Genomic DNA, 15,624 nt, shown 5'->3' on the forward strand with positions numbered 1-15,624 from the left:
GTTTTATGATTTGATTTTCATGACGAGATAGAGAAAATACGGCGCGCCGATGGCTGCCGCAACCACGCCGGCCGGAATGGCGTTCGGCTGAAACAATGACCGGCCGATGGTGTCTGCCGCGACAAGAATGACAAGTCCGATTAATCCCGCAATCGGGATAATATGCTGATGCATGGTGCCGACGAGCCGTCTTGCCAAGTGAGGGGCGGCAAAGCCGATAAAGCCGATTCCCCCGGCCATCGCGACGCTCGCGCAGGACAAGCCGACCGCTATGGCGATCAGCATGATCCTTTTTCTCTGCACGTGTGCGCCGAGCCCCGCGGCTGCCTGGTCACCGAGCATTAAAATATTCAAAGAGCGGGCGTTAAGCCATGCAAGCGGTGCGAGAATGCCGATCCAGGGCAATAGCGACCACACGTGAATCCAATCCCTGCCCCAGACGTTTCCCACCAGCCAGCGGGAAGCGAATGTATAAGTTTCTTCATTCAGGCGCAGCGACATAAACAATGTAACGGCGCTGAAGCCCGCGGAAACGGCGATCCCGACTAACAGCATGCGGATCGTTAAAAAACCGTTCAGCCTGTCGTACGTAAGCACTACGATCAGCAGGGCGGCGAGTGTTCCGCCCGCAAACGTAAACAGCGGGATGAACATCGACGCCTGCGCCTCCAGGGAATGAAAGAACGTGATATACATCATCAAACCGAAGGAAGCGCCGGCATGCAGTCCGAGAATGCCCGGATCGGCAAGCGGATTTCGGGATACACCCTGCAAAATAGCGCCCGACACTCCTAAACCGATGCCGGCCAGCATCGTCACCAGAATCCGGGGAAGCCGGTAATCGAATAAAACGGTTGTGCTTTGAAACGTGCCGTATCCGAACAGCGTTTTTCCCACCGTGAGAGGAGAAAGCCGGAATGAGCCCGTATGCAGCCCGATCAGAATAATGCAAACGGCGATGACCAGCAGAATGAGTCCTGCCGCCGCCGCTTTTTTTGTTTCTTTCTGCACTTTCATTTATAAGTCTCTCCCTTCCTTGCGGGCAATATAAAGAAAGAAAGGGACACCGACAAGTGCGACCATAATGCCTATCGCCAATTCCCTCGGGGGACTGACCGTGCGCGAGGCCAGGTCAGCCAAAATCAATAGAATCGCGCCGAGTAACGCGGACATCGGAATAATCAGCCTGTACGTAACGCCGACGATCTTTCGCGCGATATGGGGAATGACCAGCCCGACGAAGCCGATCGCGCCGGCAGCGGAAACAGACACACCGGCAAGAACGACGGCGATCATTAATCCGGCGGCACGCGTCAGAGCCGTGTTCACCCCTAAATTCGCCGCCACGTCATTTCCCATTGAGAGGAGGGTGACGGACCGGCCCATGAATGTCGCGAGAATGATGAAGACCGCAATCACGGGAACAAGGACTTGTAAATGAGCCCACTTGATCCCTGACACCCCGCCGGCGTACCAGAAGGCCAAATCCTGGCTTAAATCGTAATAAATCGCCACACCGGTACTGAGTGAATGTAAAAGAGCGGCTACGACCGCCCCGGCAAGCGTTACTTTTAAAGGTGTCATGCTGCCTTTTCCCGCCGCACTGATAAAGAAAATCAAGCCGGTGCTTGCCAGTGCTCCCAAAAATGACATCACCATCAGCAGGGCGTATGATAAATGAGGGAAAAAAGCAAAACTGAGCGCAACAACAAACATGGCGCCCGCGTTTACGCCTAAGACACCCGAATCGGCAAGCGGGTTTCTCGTGACACCCTGCATGAGGGCGCCGGCTGCGGCAAAAGCGGCTCCTGTAACGGCCGCCCCGAGCACCCTCGGAAGACGCAATTCATGAATGATCTGCTGGCCCGTTATATTCGGATTGTAATCAGCAACAGCCGACCAAACCGTATGTAAAGTAATGTCTTTCGCACCGAATGAGACGGCGAAAAAAATAGATACAAGCAGCCCGATCACAGCGATCAGGAAGAAAACCCCGTTTTTTAAGATGCTGATCAGACGGTTTGCGGACCTGACAGAATCGCTCAAAAATCAATTCACCTACTTTTATGATCATTGTCCGGTATTTATTAAACATGAGAATCATTTTCATTTGAACCATCATATTATACCGAGCCGATTTTCAAAACGCAATAGAGCGTTCAACAATAATGTCCTTTTTTTCTCTCATGTTTATATTGTAAAAAAGAAGTGAAAAACGTGAAAGAGGAAATCGCTATATTCAGAAAGGAGGGAGGCAAATGGCGGGAGAACGAAAGCCTTTGCCGATTGAATTTTACCAGAGACCGTCAGTGGAGCTTGCCCCTTTATTGCTCGGCTGTCTCTTGGTGAAGGAGACGGATGAGGGAACGGCTTCAGGTTTTATCGTGGAAACGGAAGCTTATATGGGAGCGGAAGACCGGGCGGCGCACAGCTTCGGCAACCGGCGCACGAAACGGACGGAAATTATGTTCCATGAGGCGGGCCGCATTTATACATACGTCATGCACACTCATACATTAATGAACGTCGTCGCCGCGGACATCGGCATTCCGCAGGCCGTGTTAATCAGGGCGGCGGAGCCTCATGAAGGGCAGTTCCTGATGGAGAGCAGGAGACCGGGCAGACCCCCGAGAGAGTGGACAAACGGCCCGGGAAAACTGACGAAGGCGATGGGCATTTCAATGAACGACTACGGCGGCATGATCACGGAACCGCCGCTGTATATTACGGAGGGTTTTACGCCTGAGCATATATCAACAGGCCCGAGAATCGGGATTGACAACAGCGGAGAAGCCCGGGATTATCCGTGGCGCTATTGGGTGACAGGGAACCGGTATGTCTCACGCTGACCATGTTTATAAACGCTGATAACAGGGGAAAGACAAGGTAAAAGAAAGGGGATTCAGACATTGAAAAAATTTTTCAAAACGATTATCAAATGGGCGCCCGTCATCTATCCGATCATCAGAAAAATCATAAAAGAACGGAAGGCATCTAAGCGGAACCGCATGTCCGCATCCCGAACAGCCGGCTGATCCGGCTGTTTTTTTACGGGCTTGGCATCGGATTGCCGCATTGACTTGAAATCCTCCCCATTATAGAATTTACATACATTTACCCCTTCCTCATTCTTTTTGCCCATTTTTCACGTCTGCATCTGATCTGATAGGAGGTTTTTCTCATGCTTCATGGGCGGCTTCGTGAACTTTTGCGCTTGCTTTTAGCTGCTGAAACACCGGTTACAAGCTCAGTCATCGCTGCAAATGTAAAGGTAACGACGCGGACGGTCCGCAATGACATAAAGGAACTGCAAACCATTGTAGAAAAACACGGCGCATCCATTCAATCTGTCAGAGGGAGCGGCTATAAGCTGCTGATCCGGAATGAACAGCCGTTTAAAAACTGGCTTCAGGACAATTTCCAGCAGAACAGCACCGTGCCGATTTTTCCCGATGAACGGATAGATTACCTTATGAAAAGAATGCTTCTGGCCGACGGCTACCTCAAGCTGGATGACTTGGCGGAAGAACTGTTCATCAGTAAATCCACACTTCAATCTGATTTAAAAGAAGTCAAAAAACGGCTCCGCCCCTATGACATCATTTTGGAAACAAGGCCGAACTACGGCTTTAAGCTGCGCGGCGAAGAGCTCCGCCTCCGTTATTGTATGGCGGAATACTTAGTGGACGACCGCGAGCCTGAGCCTGATCTCCTGAGTGAAAAGGCCGGTATTCTGCCGAAAGACGACATTCATGTGATCCGCACAGCCATTATGAAGCAGGTTCGAAACCATAAGATCCCGCTTTCTTTCTTCGGCCTGAACAATCTCATCATCCATATCGCCATTGCCTGCAAACGAATCCGGACAGAAAACTATGTATCTCTCATCCCGGAAGATCTTCATGATATTAAGCTTGAAACAGAATATCAGTCAGCGGAAGCCATCGTAAAAGAGCTTGAATCTGCGCTTTCGGTCACCTTTCCCGAACAGGAAACCGCCTATATCGCCATTCACCTGCTCGGGACAAAGCGCATGACCCAGTCACAACTGGAAGGAAAAGAGCTTACAAGGCTGATAGACGGGGAAACCAGCCGTTTGACGGAGGCCATGATCGAAGCCATTGAGCGGGAGCTGAAGCTCGGAATTACGGACGACAATGAGCTGAAAGCGGGTCTTGCGCTCCACATCAAGCCGGCGATTAACCGAAACCGGTACGGAATGAACCTGAGAAACCCGATGCTCTCCGCCATAAAGGAAAATTATCCGCTCGCATTTGAAGCGGGAGTGATTGCGGGAATCGTGATCAAGGAGCAAACCGGCATTGATATTCATGAGAATGAGATCGGATATTTGGCGCTTCATTTCGGAGCCGCCATTGAAAGGAGAAAGACGGAACGGCCGCCTAAGCGCTGCTTGATTGTCTGTGCGTCCGGCGCCGGCAGCGCACAGCTTTTAAGAGAAAAGCTCCGTTCCCGGTTCGCAAAGCGTCTTGAAATCGTCGGAACGGCTGATTACTGCAGCCTTGACCAGCTTTCCTTTGAGTCGATTGATTTTGTGGTCAGCACAGTTCCGATCAAAAAAGACCTGCCCGTTCCCGTATTAAAGGTTCATACGTTGTTGGGCGGCGGGGATTTTACAAAAATCGACGCCATGCTGGAAGAAAAGCGGGAACAATTGAACTTTCTGAAACCGGAGCTGGTATTTTTGCAGCAGGATCTGGAGACGAAGGAGGACGTCATCCGTTTTCTCGGACAGCAGGTTGCTGAAGCCGGCCTCGCTTCTGATTCTCTGACCGATTCTATTTTTGAAAGGGAAGCGATTTCTCCTACGAGTTTCGGCAATCTTACGGCGATTCCGCACCCGCTCGTTCCGCAGACAGACACGACGTTTTGGGCGGTATGCACGCTGAAGAAGCCGATTGACTGGGCGGATAAGCGTGTCCAATTTGTCTGCCTGCTCTGCGTCGAGAAAGAAAGCAAAGCCGACCTCCAGCATATGTACAAATGGCTCGGCGGCATGTTAGATGATCCGGCCGCGGTAAGCCGTCTCTTAAAATGCACAACCTATCAGGAGGTTTTACGAGTATTCAGAGACAAACGATCAGAGAAAGACCGGGATACACCTTTTTTCCGTTAACAGCGGAAAAAGCCTGAGTAGTTATGAAAGCGATTTCATAATATGATGGTACTAACATCGAGACATACAAAATATCAAACTTTCAGGAGGTCTTTTACATGAATATATTACTCGTTTGTGCAGCAGGGATGTCAACAAGCTTACTCGTCACCAAGATGGAAAAAAGCGCACAGGAACAAGGAAAAGAATATAAAATCTGGGCGGTGTCAGGCGATTCAGTCAACCAGCATATTGATAAAGCGGACGTATTGCTGCTTGGGCCTCAAGTCCGTTATTTGCTTCCGCAGCTGAAAAAATTGGGTGAATCAAAAGGAGTGCCGGTTGAAGTCATCAATACCGTCCATTACGGCACATGCAACGGAGCGGAGGTTCTGAAATCAGCGGAACAGCTCGGAAACGCATCGTAGAAAGGGGCGGGCCGTGTGAATAAGGTGAACCAGTTTTTAGAAGAGAAAGTCATGCCCATTGCCGGAAAAATTGCCTCCCAGCGGCATCTGCAAGCATTGCGTGACGGGATCATCCTCACCATGCCGCTTATTATCATCGGTTCATTTTTTCTGATCATCGGCAACCTGCCGATTCCGGGATATGCGGATTTCATGGCAAAGACGTTCGGAAGCGCCTGGTCTCAAAAACTGCAATATCCGGTTGATGCGACCTTTGAAATCATGGGTCTTGTCGCCGCTTTCGGAATCGCCTACCGCCTGGCCGAAAAATACGGGGTGGACGCTTTATCGGCCGGTGCGATATCTTTGGCGGCGTTTCTCTTGGCAACGCCGTACAAAGTTCCGTTTCTGCCTTCCGGCGCCAAAGAGGAAATCATGGTCGGCGGCGGCATCCCGCTGTCTCTCATGGGAAGCAAAGGGCTGTTTGTCGCGATGATCATCGCCATGCTGTCGACGGAAATTTACCGCCTGATCATCCAGCGGAATTTCGTCTTCAAAATGCCGGACGGCGTGCCTCCGGCGGTCAGCAAATCATTTGTCGCTTTAATTCCCGGCTTTGCCGTCATCTTTCTGATCTGGGGTGCGCGTTTAATTGTCGAAGCGACGCCGTTTGAAAGCCTTCATAATATTGTAAGCGTTGTACTGGGGACGCCGCTCTCGATTCTTGGGGGAAGTCTCGGCGGAAGCTTGATAGCCGAAGCGGTTCAAATGCTCTTGTGGGCGTGCGGATTACACGGGGCGAACATAGTCGGCGGCGTTATGGCGCCGATCTGGTTCGGAGCGATGGATGCCAACCGGATTGCGTTTCAGGCGGGCGATGCGCTTCCGAATATTTTCACCCAGCAGTTTTTTGAAATCTGGATCAACATCGGCGGAAGCGGCGCGACACTGGCGCTCGTGGTCACCATGTTTCTCCGTTCGCGAAGCAAGCAGATGAAGCAGCTTGGGAAACTCGCCATCGGGCCGGCCGTCTTTAATATTAATGAGCCGATTATTTTCGGAATGCCGATCGTCATGAACCCGATGCTTCTCATTCCGTTCATTATCACACCGCTTGTCACACTGGTCCTTACCTATATCGGCATGAGCACTGGCCTCGTCGCCAAACCTGCCGGCATTGCCGTCCCATGGACGATGCCGCCGATTTTCTCCGGCTATCTTGCCACGGGCGGAAAAATATCAGGGGCTGTCATGCAGGCGATTAATATCATCACAGCCTTTATCGTGTACTATCCGTTCTTCAGAATGTGGGATTCGCAAAAGCTGAAAGAAGAAAACGAACTTGAACAATCGCAGGCGCCAGCCGTACAGGGAGACGAAAAAGCCGTGCTGTAGAGAAAGGGAGTGAAACACATGAATGAAAAAATGGAACAGACCATTTTTCAGATCATCCTGCATGGCGGCAACGGCAGAAGCGCATCAATGGAAGCCATTGCCGCCGCAAAGCGGGGGGACAGAGCCATGGCGGAAGAAAAGCTTCAGGAAGCCGCAAAGGAACTGACCGAAGCCCATCATTATCAGACAGAACTGATCCAAAATGAAGCCGGCGGAGAAAAAACAGACATGACGCTTTTGATGGTGCATGCGCAAGATCATTTAATGAATGCCATGACCGTGAAAGACTTGGCCGCTGAGTTAGTCGAGATTTACGAAAAAGTGAGTCTGCAAGGGGGAGCAAAAATATGACAAAAGGAATTAAAATTGTAACGATCGGCGGAGGTTCAAGCTATACACCGGAGCTTGTGGAAGGCATCATTAAACGCTATGAGGAACTGCCTGTCAGAGAATTATGGCTCGTCGACATTCCCGAAGGCGAGAAAAAACTCAATATTGTCGGCACGCTTGCAAAACGCATGGTCGAAAAAGCGGGTGTTCCGATAGAGATTCACCTGACGCTTGACCGGAGAGAAGCTTTGAAGGATGCGGATTTCGTAACGACTCAATTCCGCGTCGGCCTTCTTGAGGCCCGCGCCAAAGACGAACGGATTCCGCTAAAATACGGTGTAATCGGCCAGGAGACAAACGGTCCGGGCGGTTTATTCAAAGGGCTGCGCACCATCCCGATTATTCTGGAAATCGCGAAAGACATCGAAGAGCTTTGTCCGAATGCATGGCTCGTGAATTTCACAAACCCTGCCGGCATGGTTACCGAGGCCTTGCTCCGCTACTCGAATCTCACAAAAGTCGTCGGCCTCTGCAATGTGCCGATCGGCATTAAAATGGGCGTCGCAAAAGCATTGGACGTGGATGTCAGCCGGATCGAAGTGCAATTTGCCGGGCTGAATCACATGGTCTTCGGATTAGATGTTTTCTTAGACGGCGTCAGCGTGAAAGATCAAGTCATTGAAGCCATGGGAGACCCGAAAAACGCCATGACGATGAAAAATATCTCAGGCGCGGAATGGGAGCCTGAATTCCTGAAGGCGCTCGATCTGATTCCTTGCGGCTACCACCGCTATTATTTCAAAACGAAAGAAATGCTCGAGCATGAAATAGAAGCGTCACAGACGGAGGGCACACGCGCCGAGGTCGTGCAGAAGGTTGAGAAAGAACTGTTCGAACTGTACAAAGATCCGAATCTCGCCATCAAACCGCCGCAGCTTGAAAAACGGGGCGGAGCGTACTACAGTGACGCGGCCTGCAACCTGATCAGCTCCATCTATAACGACAAACATGATATCCAGCCCGTCAATACGATAAACAACGGCGCGATCGCCAGCATTCCGAATGACTCAGCGGTCGAAGTAAACTGTGTTATGACGAAAGACGGTCCGAAACCGATCGCCGTCGGTGATCTGCCGGTGTCTGTCCGCGGACTCGTCCAGCAAATCAAATCATTTGAGCGCGTCGCCGCTGAAGCAGCCGTCACGGGAGATTATCAAACGGCGCTACTTGCGATGACGATCAACCCTCTCGTCCCGTCAGACTCCGTGGCAAAGGCCATTCTGGATGAAATGCTTGAGGCCCACAAAGAACATCTGCCTCATTTCTTTAAGTCGATTGAAGCATAAGAGCAGTAAAAAAACCCGGATTCGATTCCGGGTTTTTTGCTTATTTTGATTCGCTTAGTGAGGCGACTTCCGTCGTCCAGCCGAACACGTCGGCTTCCGCGCCTTTTTGAATGCCTGTAATGGTATCATACAATTTCTTCGAGATCTCTCCGGTTTCACCGCTGCCGATGACAAGACTTTCATCATTCCAGATCAGTTCGCCGACCGGAGAAATGACCGCAGCCGTACCGGTTCCGAATGTTTCTTCCAATCGGCCGTCACGATGCGCCTGGATGATTTCATCGATCGAAATCTTCCGCTCAGACACAGTCAGTCCCCAATGTTTGAGAAGGGTGATGACGGAAATTCTCGTAATTCCTTCAAGAATGCTTCCGTTCAGCTCCGGCGTCACGATTTCGCCGCTGATTTTGAAGAAGATGTTCATGCTGCCGACTTCTTCGATGTATTTTTTCTCAATGCCGTCAAGCCATAAAACCTGGGAAAATCCCTTCTCTTCCGCAACCTGCTGCGCCTTCAGGCTTGATGCATAGTTGCCGGCGGTTTTCGCGTTTCCGGTGCCGCCTTTGACGGCGCGCACGAATTCGTTTTCCACGGCGATTTTTACCGGTTTAATGCCTTCTTTGTAATAAGAGCCGACCGGGGAAAGAATGATAAACAGCTTGTACGTATGGGATGCCGCTACACCGAGGAAAGGCTCAGTCGCAATGATAAACGGACGGATATAAAGGGAAGTGCCTTCCGCTTTCGGAATCCAGTCTTTGTCGATGGCTACGAGCTGTTTCAGGCCTTCAAGAACAAGCTCTTCATCAATGAGCGGGATGCAAAGGCGGTCATTTGACTGGTTCAGGCGCTCCATATTTTTCTCCGGTCTGAACAGAAGCACTTCCTGATCCTTCGTTACATACGCTTTAAGCCCTTCAAAAACGGTTTGGCCGTAATGATAAACCATGGCCGCAGGATCCATTGAGATGGACTGATAAGGGATAATCCTCGGATCATACCAGCCTTGATCGGCGTCGTAATCCATAACAAACATATGGTCGGTGAAAATTCTGCCGAACGCAAGGTCATGGGGGTCCGGTTTCGGTTTTTTGGCTGAAGTCAATTCAACACGAATGTCTTGTTTCATATTGTTCTGTCTCCCTATTGGTGTTATTGTCAAACTTATTTGAAAATAATTTATATTCTATTGTATACCTTCAACAAATATTCGCAATAGTTTTCCTCAAATTTGTGAAAAAATCAAATCACATAAAAAGCAGGGGAGAGAATGCCCCCTGCGTGTTCGTTTTTACGTATTCTGTCATCACCGTGCTCAGTGAACCGTCACCTTGCCGGTTTTGTAAAACTGCTCCATTGCTTTATCGACGTACACCCAGCCCTTCCAGGCGATATGGATGGTGTCTTTCATAAAGTACGGATCATATTCGTGCCCGGATAAGTCGGCAACCTGAAAGCCCTTCGCTTTAATTTGCTTAGTGACTTTTTTGTAGTAATCAGTCCGGCCCTTTTTCGGGAAGCCGGTGTAGTCATACCATTTTCCGTTGACCGGAATAACCACGAACATCGGTTCAGCGCCGGCATCTTTCAGAATGTCCAGCATATCCTCAAAGTCGTGATATTCGACTGATTTGGCATACGTTCTTCCTTTGTTGATTCCTTTCACTCTCTTTACTTTCTTCTTAATCTTTTTATAAGAAGCGTCATCGATATAGAAAGGATTGGACTTGGAGCTCCGTTCTCCTAATTGAGCGGCGGCTGTTTTTAACTCTGACCACGATTTCCCTTTCAGGTTTTCAGAGATCGTCCGTTCAGGGCCCTTGGTTTCTCCCATTGAATAATAAAGATCTTTTTTCTCAAGCAGAGAATAATAAGCTTTGGCAGCCGGCATGACCGCTTTCACTTTCCATGATTGTCCGTTGACCATTCCCTTGTACAATTCAGAAAGGACGGCATCATGCTGAACGACTTTAAAACGGAGCATGCGCTTCATCATGTTCTTTTTGACCGCGGGATCAATCTGGTTATTAAATGCTAAATCCAATGCCTGAAGTGATGAAAAATTCGGCGCAAAGTGCTGTTCATCAGAACCTTTTTTGATAAACCATTGCGGAGAAACAATGAATACCAGCTTTTTGCCTTTCAGCTGCTGATAATGCGCCGCAAAGTTCACGGCGTGTATCAAGGATTGGTCCCCGCCTTTTCCGACAAGATAAGGCGTAAAGCCTTGGTTGTTCACTTGGAAATAGTTGGACGGGTGAAACTCATCCAGTCTTGAAAGCTCGGAAGAACCGAAAATCGGCAGATACTTCGAGTCTTCGAACATTTTGTTTTGAAGATAGAGTCCCTGGAACATATTCGGATTTAAGGCTGCCGCCGACTCTTCGACACGTTTTTCAGGAATGAAGCGCGTAAGCCATGAAGCCGGAACTGCGATAGCTCCGACAAACAGGACGAACGCTAAAATAATTGGTCCAAAGAAACGCTTTTTCATTTACTTCAACTCAGTCAGTTTGTTTACAATGTTGTTTGGCGTATTCCACTCGTCACGGTCAAATTCAGTGATCGGCACTGTAATGCCGAAGCGGTTTTCGATGGCGACAAGCAGTTCTACAGTTCCGAAAGAATCAAGCAGTCCTTCTTCAAAGATTTCAATATCAGGATTTTCTTTCACAGCGTCCTCCTGACAAACTTCAGCTAATACGTCTAATACTTCCTGTTTAAATTCCATGTGTTTTCAATCTCCTTTAGTGATGAAATGGTTTTCCTGAGAAAATATAAAATCCGAAACATACGAAATGGAATGTGATGACGATGGCTAAAAAGGCCGTAAAACGATTGGCGGGCAGCCACTTGTATTTCTTATTCCATTTCTCAAAAAAGTTATACCCGGTCATTAATACGGCGTGGTACAGGCCGTATACAATATATTGCAGAGCGAGTCCGTGCCAGACGCCCATCAGCATGAACAGCAGGAAATACCCGATGTTCGAGACGGCCATCCGGTTCTTTATCCATTTTTTCTTTGTCATCCAGAAAACAAAGCGCATAAATACGTAGTCTCTGAACCAGAAGGATAAGGACATGTGCCAGCGGTTCCAGAAGTCTTTAATGTTTTTGCTGATAAACGGCTTATTAAAGTTTTCCGGAGATTTGATACCCATGATATAGCTTACACCGACGGCAAACATCGTGTAACCCGCAAAATCAAAAAACAAGTACAAGCTGTATCCGTACATGTACAGCACATTACCCCACAGTTTGCTGTGGGTGATATGAGACAGATTCATAATGAAATACGTGTTAATCGCATATCCGATAATGAATTTGTATAAGAAACCGATAAAAATTTTATGAATGCCGGTATACAGTAAATCAGCGTATTCTCCCTTTGTCCATACTTTCTGTTCGTCCTTGGCAAATCTGCGGTATCTGTCGATCGGACCGGAAGAAATGGTCGGGAAAAACATAATAAAGTACAAAAGGCGGTGAAGCGGCATTTTTTCTTTAATCAGTCCGTCTCTCGTTTCCATGATCAGCTGGACGCCTTTAAATGTCAAATAAGAAATTCCTAAGAAACTGATCAGGTTATGAACCGTGTGATGAGGCGCCGGCGGAAAGAAAAACGGCCATAATTTAGATAAAAACAGGGGTAAAATGGACGCGATCACGGCCATACTGAAGACAAAGCCGCTGTTGGCTTTCAGTCTGTAAGCGAGATAACCCCTGATTAAAAGCACCTGCCACAGTGTAAAGATACATAGTGCGATCACGCCGTGCAGATCATGCGCGAAAATCAAAGCCAATACGATGATGGATATAAACATGTTGTATCCTTGGAATCTCTTGCCGTTCAGCCCTAAAATAATCGTCGGCAAAAGAAGGATTCCAAGTAAGATAAAGAAGAAAAACGAGCTGTAAGGCGTCATACAAGAACCTCTTCGCCAATGCGTTTACGGTCGATTTTTCCGTTCGCGGTCATTTGAATGTGATCCTGATAAATGAATTTTCTCGGAATCATGTAGGCCGGAAGCGAAGCGGCCAGTTCTTTCTTAATGGCGCTTGTCAGCTGGAATTCTTTTTCAAAATCATGTTTTTCAGGCACGATGGCGGCAATTAGATATTCGACAGGTCCGTTAGGCTGATACGGGATGACAACCGCCGTGCGCACATATTGAGACTGCCTTACATGTACTTCGATTTCCTCCAGCTCCATGCGGTAGCCGTGAAGCTTAATCTGGAAATCAAGGCGTCCTTGGCAGAAAATCTGACCATCCTGAACATAACCGGCATCACCCGTGTGATATGCCCACTGGCCGTCGATCGGGAAAAACGCTTTTTCCGTCAGAGAAGGTTCTCCGAGATAGCCTTTGCTTACGCTCGGGCCCGCGATGATGATTTCCCCTTTTTCTCCGTCCGGAAGCTTATTCCCGTTTTCATCCATGATGAAGATATCCATATCGGGTTTTGCAAAACCGACAGGCAGAGATTCATTTTCATCAATAACCTGCTGCGTGATTTCAACGGAGGTGACGGCAACCGTTGTTTCAGTCGGGCCGTATGTATTGAATACGCGGGCCTTCGGAAAACGGTTTAACAGCTCCTGTGCCACGGCAGCCGGAAGCGCTTCTCCGCAAAACATAAATACTTCTGCCTCAGGCAGGAGCTCCTGCGTAAAGCCGGGGTCCATCAGACACATTTGGACGAAAGACGGCGTCGATGTCCAGACGTTCAGTTTGGATTTCTCCAGTTCTTCAAATAGTACTTTCGGTTTATTGATTTTGTCTTTCGTTACGCAATGCAGCGTACCTCCCGTTTGAAGCGACGGGAAAATGTCCATGACAGATAAATCAAAAGAAAACGGAGCTTGGTTTAAGAAAGTCTTACCCCCGCCCACAGGAAAATCCCTGCAGATCCAGTCAGTGAAGCTTTGCAGGTTATCAGCCGATATCTGCACGCCCTTCGGATTTCCCGTGCTGCCGGACGTGTAAATAATGTAAAATGTATCCAGCTCTTTTACCCAGTTCTCACGGCTGAGGTCTGCATCTCCGTCAGCTGCAAGCTCTTCGGGCGTAACGGTTTTAATCAGATTGCTTCCTGTATCGACTGCATCGCCCGATACGCTGATAAGCAGCTCTGCGCCTGAGCTTTCAATGATTTTGACGATCCGCTCCGCCGGAATGGAAACATCGACAGGGATGTAAGGGCGGCCCGCTTTGACGCTTCCTAAGAAAGAAACGATCATATTCGGCTCCATATGTCCGTAAACCAGGACAGGCGCTTTCGAACCGTCAGCTGTATGTTTTTGAATGCCGGACGCAACCCGCTCCGACAAATCCCATAATTCCCCGTAAGTGAGGGAATGATCTAAGGAACGAAACGCTTCGGCCTGCGGCTTGGCGTCTGCGTATGTTTTTATAGCATCAAGTAGTTTCATAGTTATCCTCCCCGATTAGAAATCGTTGTAAATATAAGTGCCGGTATTCGCTGTATGAAATCCATACATCCAAAAGAGCAATACTAATATCAGAAAATAAAAGCCCGTATGAAACGTCCATTTGATCAATGTATTTTCATAAGCACGTTTTAATTTTTGCATCATATTCAAAATTCCTTCCCCGCGTATTCAATAATTACACCAGTATATGACGATTAGATTAACAAAAAGTTTCAAAATATGTCTAATATCCTAAGCTTAAAATTTCCTTAAAAATGAATGAGAAACAAAAGGATGGAAAACACGCATGTATAAATTGGCAAATGATCATACTAAAAAGGCGCTGTTCAGGCGGGATTTTTAACTTATCGTAAATATAAACGAGGTAAAAAAATTTTGGCGGCTTTTTCTTAAGCAGGCTTGTGCCGAACCCCAATGGAGAAGGGCGAAAAGCCGTTTCCGGCAGGATAGCCGATAAAGCGCCGCATCTTGTGAAATGAGGAAGAAATTATTATGATAGATAAGGTAGCAGAAAACGTGAAAACCCCAATTCAACACTACTGTTATCGGCTGACTGTGAAAGCCTTTTAATAGAAAGGAAGAGGAAAATGAATCAAAACAATATGGGGGGCAGCCAAAAGACGCCCGAGAAAGAAAGCATGGGCCGCATTTTGTGGCAGCTAACCCGCCCTCATACATTGACGGCATCGTTTGTGCCCGTACTTCTCGGCACCGTATTGGCGATGTTTTACGTAAAGGTTGATTTCCTGCTGTTTTTGGCCATGCTGTTTTCCTGCCTTTGGATCCAGATCGCCACGAACTTATTCAATGAATATTACGATTTTAAACGCGGTTTAGATACGGAGGATTCCGTCGGTATCGGCGGAGCGATCGTCCGCCACGGCATGAAGCCGAAAACAATTCTGCAGCTGGCGCTCGGCTCTTATGCGATTGCCCTCGTGCTCGGTGTTTATATCTGCATGAGCAGCAGCTGGTGGCTTGCGGCTATCGGCCTTGCCGGCATGCTGATCGGCTATCTGTATACGGGCGGCCCGCTGCCGATTGCGTATACACCGTTCGGGGAACTGTTCTCCGGCATTTGCATGGGCTCTGTATTTGTCCTTATTTCTTTCTTCATTCAGACAGGCAGAATTAATGAACAGAGCATTTTGATTTCCATCCCGATCGCCATCTTGGTCGGAGCCATTAATCTGTCCAACAATATCCGTGATATTGAGGAAGATAAAAAGGGCGGACGTAAAACCCTGGCCATTTTGATGGGGCATAGAGGGGCCGTTATGATACTGGCCGCATCTTTTGCCATCGCTTACATCTGGATCATCGGTCTTGTCATCATGGGTTACACAAGCCCGTGGCTGTTCCTGGTCTTCCTGAGCGTGCCGAAACCCGTTCAGGCCGTGAAAGGCTTTGTGAAAAACGAAATGCCGATGAACATGATTATTGCGATGAAATCAACGGCGCAAACCAATACATTTTTCGGATTCCTGCTTTCCATCGGACTCCTGATCAGTTATTTCCGCTGATTAAATGAAAGGGCAAATGCCATAACCGGCATTTGCTTTTTTTTATGAC

The 15,624-nt window shown here is 48.4% G+C and carries 16 protein-coding genes; 8 read left to right on the plus strand and 8 right to left on the minus strand.

The window, feature by feature from the left end:
- Positions 1 to 3 precede the first annotated feature (3 nt).
- Positions 4 to 1,017, minus strand: a complete 1,014-nt coding sequence (locus tag BGM27_RS11095) for a FecCD family ABC transporter permease (RefSeq protein WP_007407745.1) — start codon at positions 1,015 to 1,017, stop codon at positions 4 to 6.
- Positions 1,018 to 2,016, minus strand: coding sequence for a FecCD family ABC transporter permease (locus tag BGM27_RS11100; protein WP_042635747.1), 999 nt, complete (start codon positions 2,014 to 2,016; stop codon positions 1,018 to 1,020).
- 242 nt (positions 2,017 to 2,258) lie between these two features.
- On the opposite strand from BGM27_RS11100, the gene BGM27_RS11105 reads away from it, so the two are divergent.
- From BGM27_RS11105 to licH, 7 genes are all read left to right on the plus strand, one after another.
- Positions 2,259 to 2,849 (plus strand): DNA-3-methyladenine glycosylase, encoded by a 591-nt coding sequence (locus BGM27_RS11105; protein ID WP_007407743.1) that lies wholly within the window; start codon positions 2,259 to 2,261, stop codon positions 2,847 to 2,849.
- Positions 2,850 to 2,900: 51 nt separating this feature from the next.
- Complete coding sequence (locus BGM27_RS20750) at positions 2,901 to 3,035, plus strand: hypothetical protein (protein ID WP_369719122.1); 135 nt, start codon at positions 2,901 to 2,903, stop codon at positions 3,033 to 3,035.
- A 146-nt stretch (positions 3,036 to 3,181) separates the two neighbouring features.
- Positions 3,182 to 5,137, plus strand: a complete 1,956-nt coding sequence (gene licR, locus BGM27_RS11110; protein ID WP_007407741.1) for a transcriptional regulator LicR — start codon at positions 3,182 to 3,184, stop codon at positions 5,135 to 5,137.
- A 98-nt stretch (positions 5,138 to 5,235) separates the two neighbouring features.
- Positions 5,236 to 5,544 (plus strand): PTS lichenan transporter subunit IIB, encoded by a 309-nt coding sequence (gene licB, locus BGM27_RS11115; protein WP_003150863.1) that lies wholly within the window; start codon positions 5,236 to 5,238, stop codon positions 5,542 to 5,544.
- 15 nt (positions 5,545 to 5,559) lie between these two features.
- A complete protein-coding gene (gene celB / locus BGM27_RS11120) occupies positions 5,560 to 6,918 on the plus strand; it encodes a PTS cellobiose transporter subunit IIC (RefSeq protein ID WP_007407740.1) in 1,359 nt (452 codons plus the stop codon).
- 18 nt (positions 6,919 to 6,936) lie between these two features.
- Positions 6,937 to 7,269 (plus strand): PTS lichenan transporter subunit IIA, encoded by a 333-nt coding sequence (gene licA / locus BGM27_RS11125; RefSeq protein WP_007407739.1) that lies wholly within the window; start codon positions 6,937 to 6,939, stop codon positions 7,267 to 7,269.
- Entirely contained in the window at positions 7,266 to 8,594 is a 1,329-nt protein-coding gene (gene licH, locus BGM27_RS11130) for a 6-phospho-beta-glucosidase LicH (protein ID WP_007407738.1), read from the plus strand. Before licA ends, licH begins: the two co-directional genes overlap by 4 nt.
- A gap of 40 nt (positions 8,595 to 8,634) precedes the next feature.
- On the opposite strand, the gene BGM27_RS11135 is transcribed toward licH, so the two are convergent.
- From BGM27_RS11135 to BGM27_RS11160, 6 genes are all read right to left on the minus strand, one after another.
- A complete protein-coding gene (locus BGM27_RS11135) occupies positions 8,635 to 9,723 on the minus strand; it encodes a branched-chain amino acid aminotransferase (RefSeq protein ID WP_007407737.1) in 1,089 nt (362 codons plus the stop codon).
- Positions 9,724 to 9,909: 186 nt separating this feature from the next.
- Complete coding sequence (dltD, locus tag BGM27_RS11140; RefSeq protein WP_007407736.1) at positions 9,910 to 11,088, minus strand: D-alanyl-lipoteichoic acid biosynthesis protein DltD; 1,179 nt, start codon at positions 11,086 to 11,088, stop codon at positions 9,910 to 9,912.
- Positions 11,089 to 11,325 (minus strand): D-alanine--poly(phosphoribitol) ligase subunit 2, encoded by a 237-nt coding sequence (gene dltC, locus BGM27_RS11145; RefSeq protein ID WP_003150875.1) that lies wholly within the window; start codon positions 11,323 to 11,325, stop codon positions 11,089 to 11,091.
- 16 nt (positions 11,326 to 11,341) lie between these two features.
- Positions 11,342 to 12,523, minus strand: a complete 1,182-nt coding sequence (gene dltB / locus BGM27_RS11150) for a D-alanyl-lipoteichoic acid biosynthesis protein DltB (protein ID WP_007407735.1) — start codon at positions 12,521 to 12,523, stop codon at positions 11,342 to 11,344.
- Positions 12,520 to 14,031: a D-alanine--poly(phosphoribitol) ligase subunit DltA gene (gene dltA / locus BGM27_RS11155; RefSeq protein WP_007407734.1), complete on the minus strand. Its 1,512-nt coding sequence runs from the start codon at positions 14,029 to 14,031 to the stop codon at positions 12,520 to 12,522. Before dltA ends, dltB begins: the two co-directional genes overlap by 4 nt.
- 15 nt (positions 14,032 to 14,046) lie before the next feature.
- Positions 14,047 to 14,196, minus strand: a complete 150-nt coding sequence (locus tag BGM27_RS11160) for a teichoic acid D-Ala incorporation-associated protein DltX (RefSeq protein WP_003150882.1) — start codon at positions 14,194 to 14,196, stop codon at positions 14,047 to 14,049.
- A 443-nt stretch (positions 14,197 to 14,639) separates the two neighbouring features.
- On the opposite strand from BGM27_RS11160, the gene BGM27_RS11165 reads away from it, so the two are divergent.
- Positions 14,640 to 15,575, plus strand: coding sequence for a 1,4-dihydroxy-2-naphthoate polyprenyltransferase (locus BGM27_RS11165; RefSeq protein ID WP_007407733.1), 936 nt, complete (start codon positions 14,640 to 14,642; stop codon positions 15,573 to 15,575).
- Positions 15,576 to 15,624: the final 49 nt, after the last annotated feature.

Source organism: Bacillus sp. FJAT-27001 (assembly GCF_019039175.1).
Taxonomy (GTDB): Bacteria; Bacillota; Bacilli; order Bacillales; family Bacillaceae; genus Bacillus; species Bacillus velezensis.

Coding starts and splice junctions, on each gene's coding strand:
- BGM27_RS11095 (WP_007407745.1), bottom strand. CDS start 1,017: ATGAAAGTGCAGAAAGAAACAAAAAAAGCGGCGGCGGCAGGACTCATT.
- BGM27_RS11105 (WP_007407743.1), top strand. CDS start 2,259: ATGGCGGGAGAACGAAAGCCTTTGCCGATTGAATTTTACCAGAGACCG.
- licR (WP_007407741.1), top strand. CDS start 3,182: ATGCTTCATGGGCGGCTTCGTGAACTTTTGCGCTTGCTTTTAGCTGCT.
- licB (WP_003150863.1), top strand. CDS start 5,236: ATGAATATATTACTCGTTTGTGCAGCAGGGATGTCAACAAGCTTACTC.
- licA (WP_007407739.1), top strand. CDS start 6,937: ATGAATGAAAAAATGGAACAGACCATTTTTCAGATCATCCTGCATGGC.
- licH (WP_007407738.1), top strand. CDS start 7,266: ATGACAAAAGGAATTAAAATTGTAACGATCGGCGGAGGTTCAAGCTAT.
- BGM27_RS11135 (WP_007407737.1), bottom strand. CDS start 9,723: ATGAAACAAGACATTCGTGTTGAATTGACTTCAGCCAAAAAACCGAAA.
- dltD (WP_007407736.1), bottom strand. CDS start 11,088: ATGAAAAAGCGTTTCTTTGGACCAATTATTTTAGCGTTCGTCCTGTTT.
- dltC (WP_003150875.1), bottom strand. CDS start 11,325: ATGGAATTTAAACAGGAAGTATTAGACGTATTAGCTGAAGTTTGTCAG.
- dltB (WP_007407735.1), bottom strand. CDS start 12,523: ATGACGCCTTACAGCTCGTTTTTCTTCTTTATCTTACTTGGAATCCTT.
- dltA (WP_007407734.1), bottom strand. CDS start 14,031: ATGAAACTACTTGATGCTATAAAAACATACGCAGACGCCAAGCCGCAG.
- BGM27_RS11160 (WP_003150882.1), bottom strand. CDS start 14,196: ATGATGCAAAAATTAAAACGTGCTTATGAAAATACATTGATCAAATGG.
- BGM27_RS11165 (WP_007407733.1), top strand. CDS start 14,640: ATGAATCAAAACAATATGGGGGGCAGCCAAAAGACGCCCGAGAAAGAA.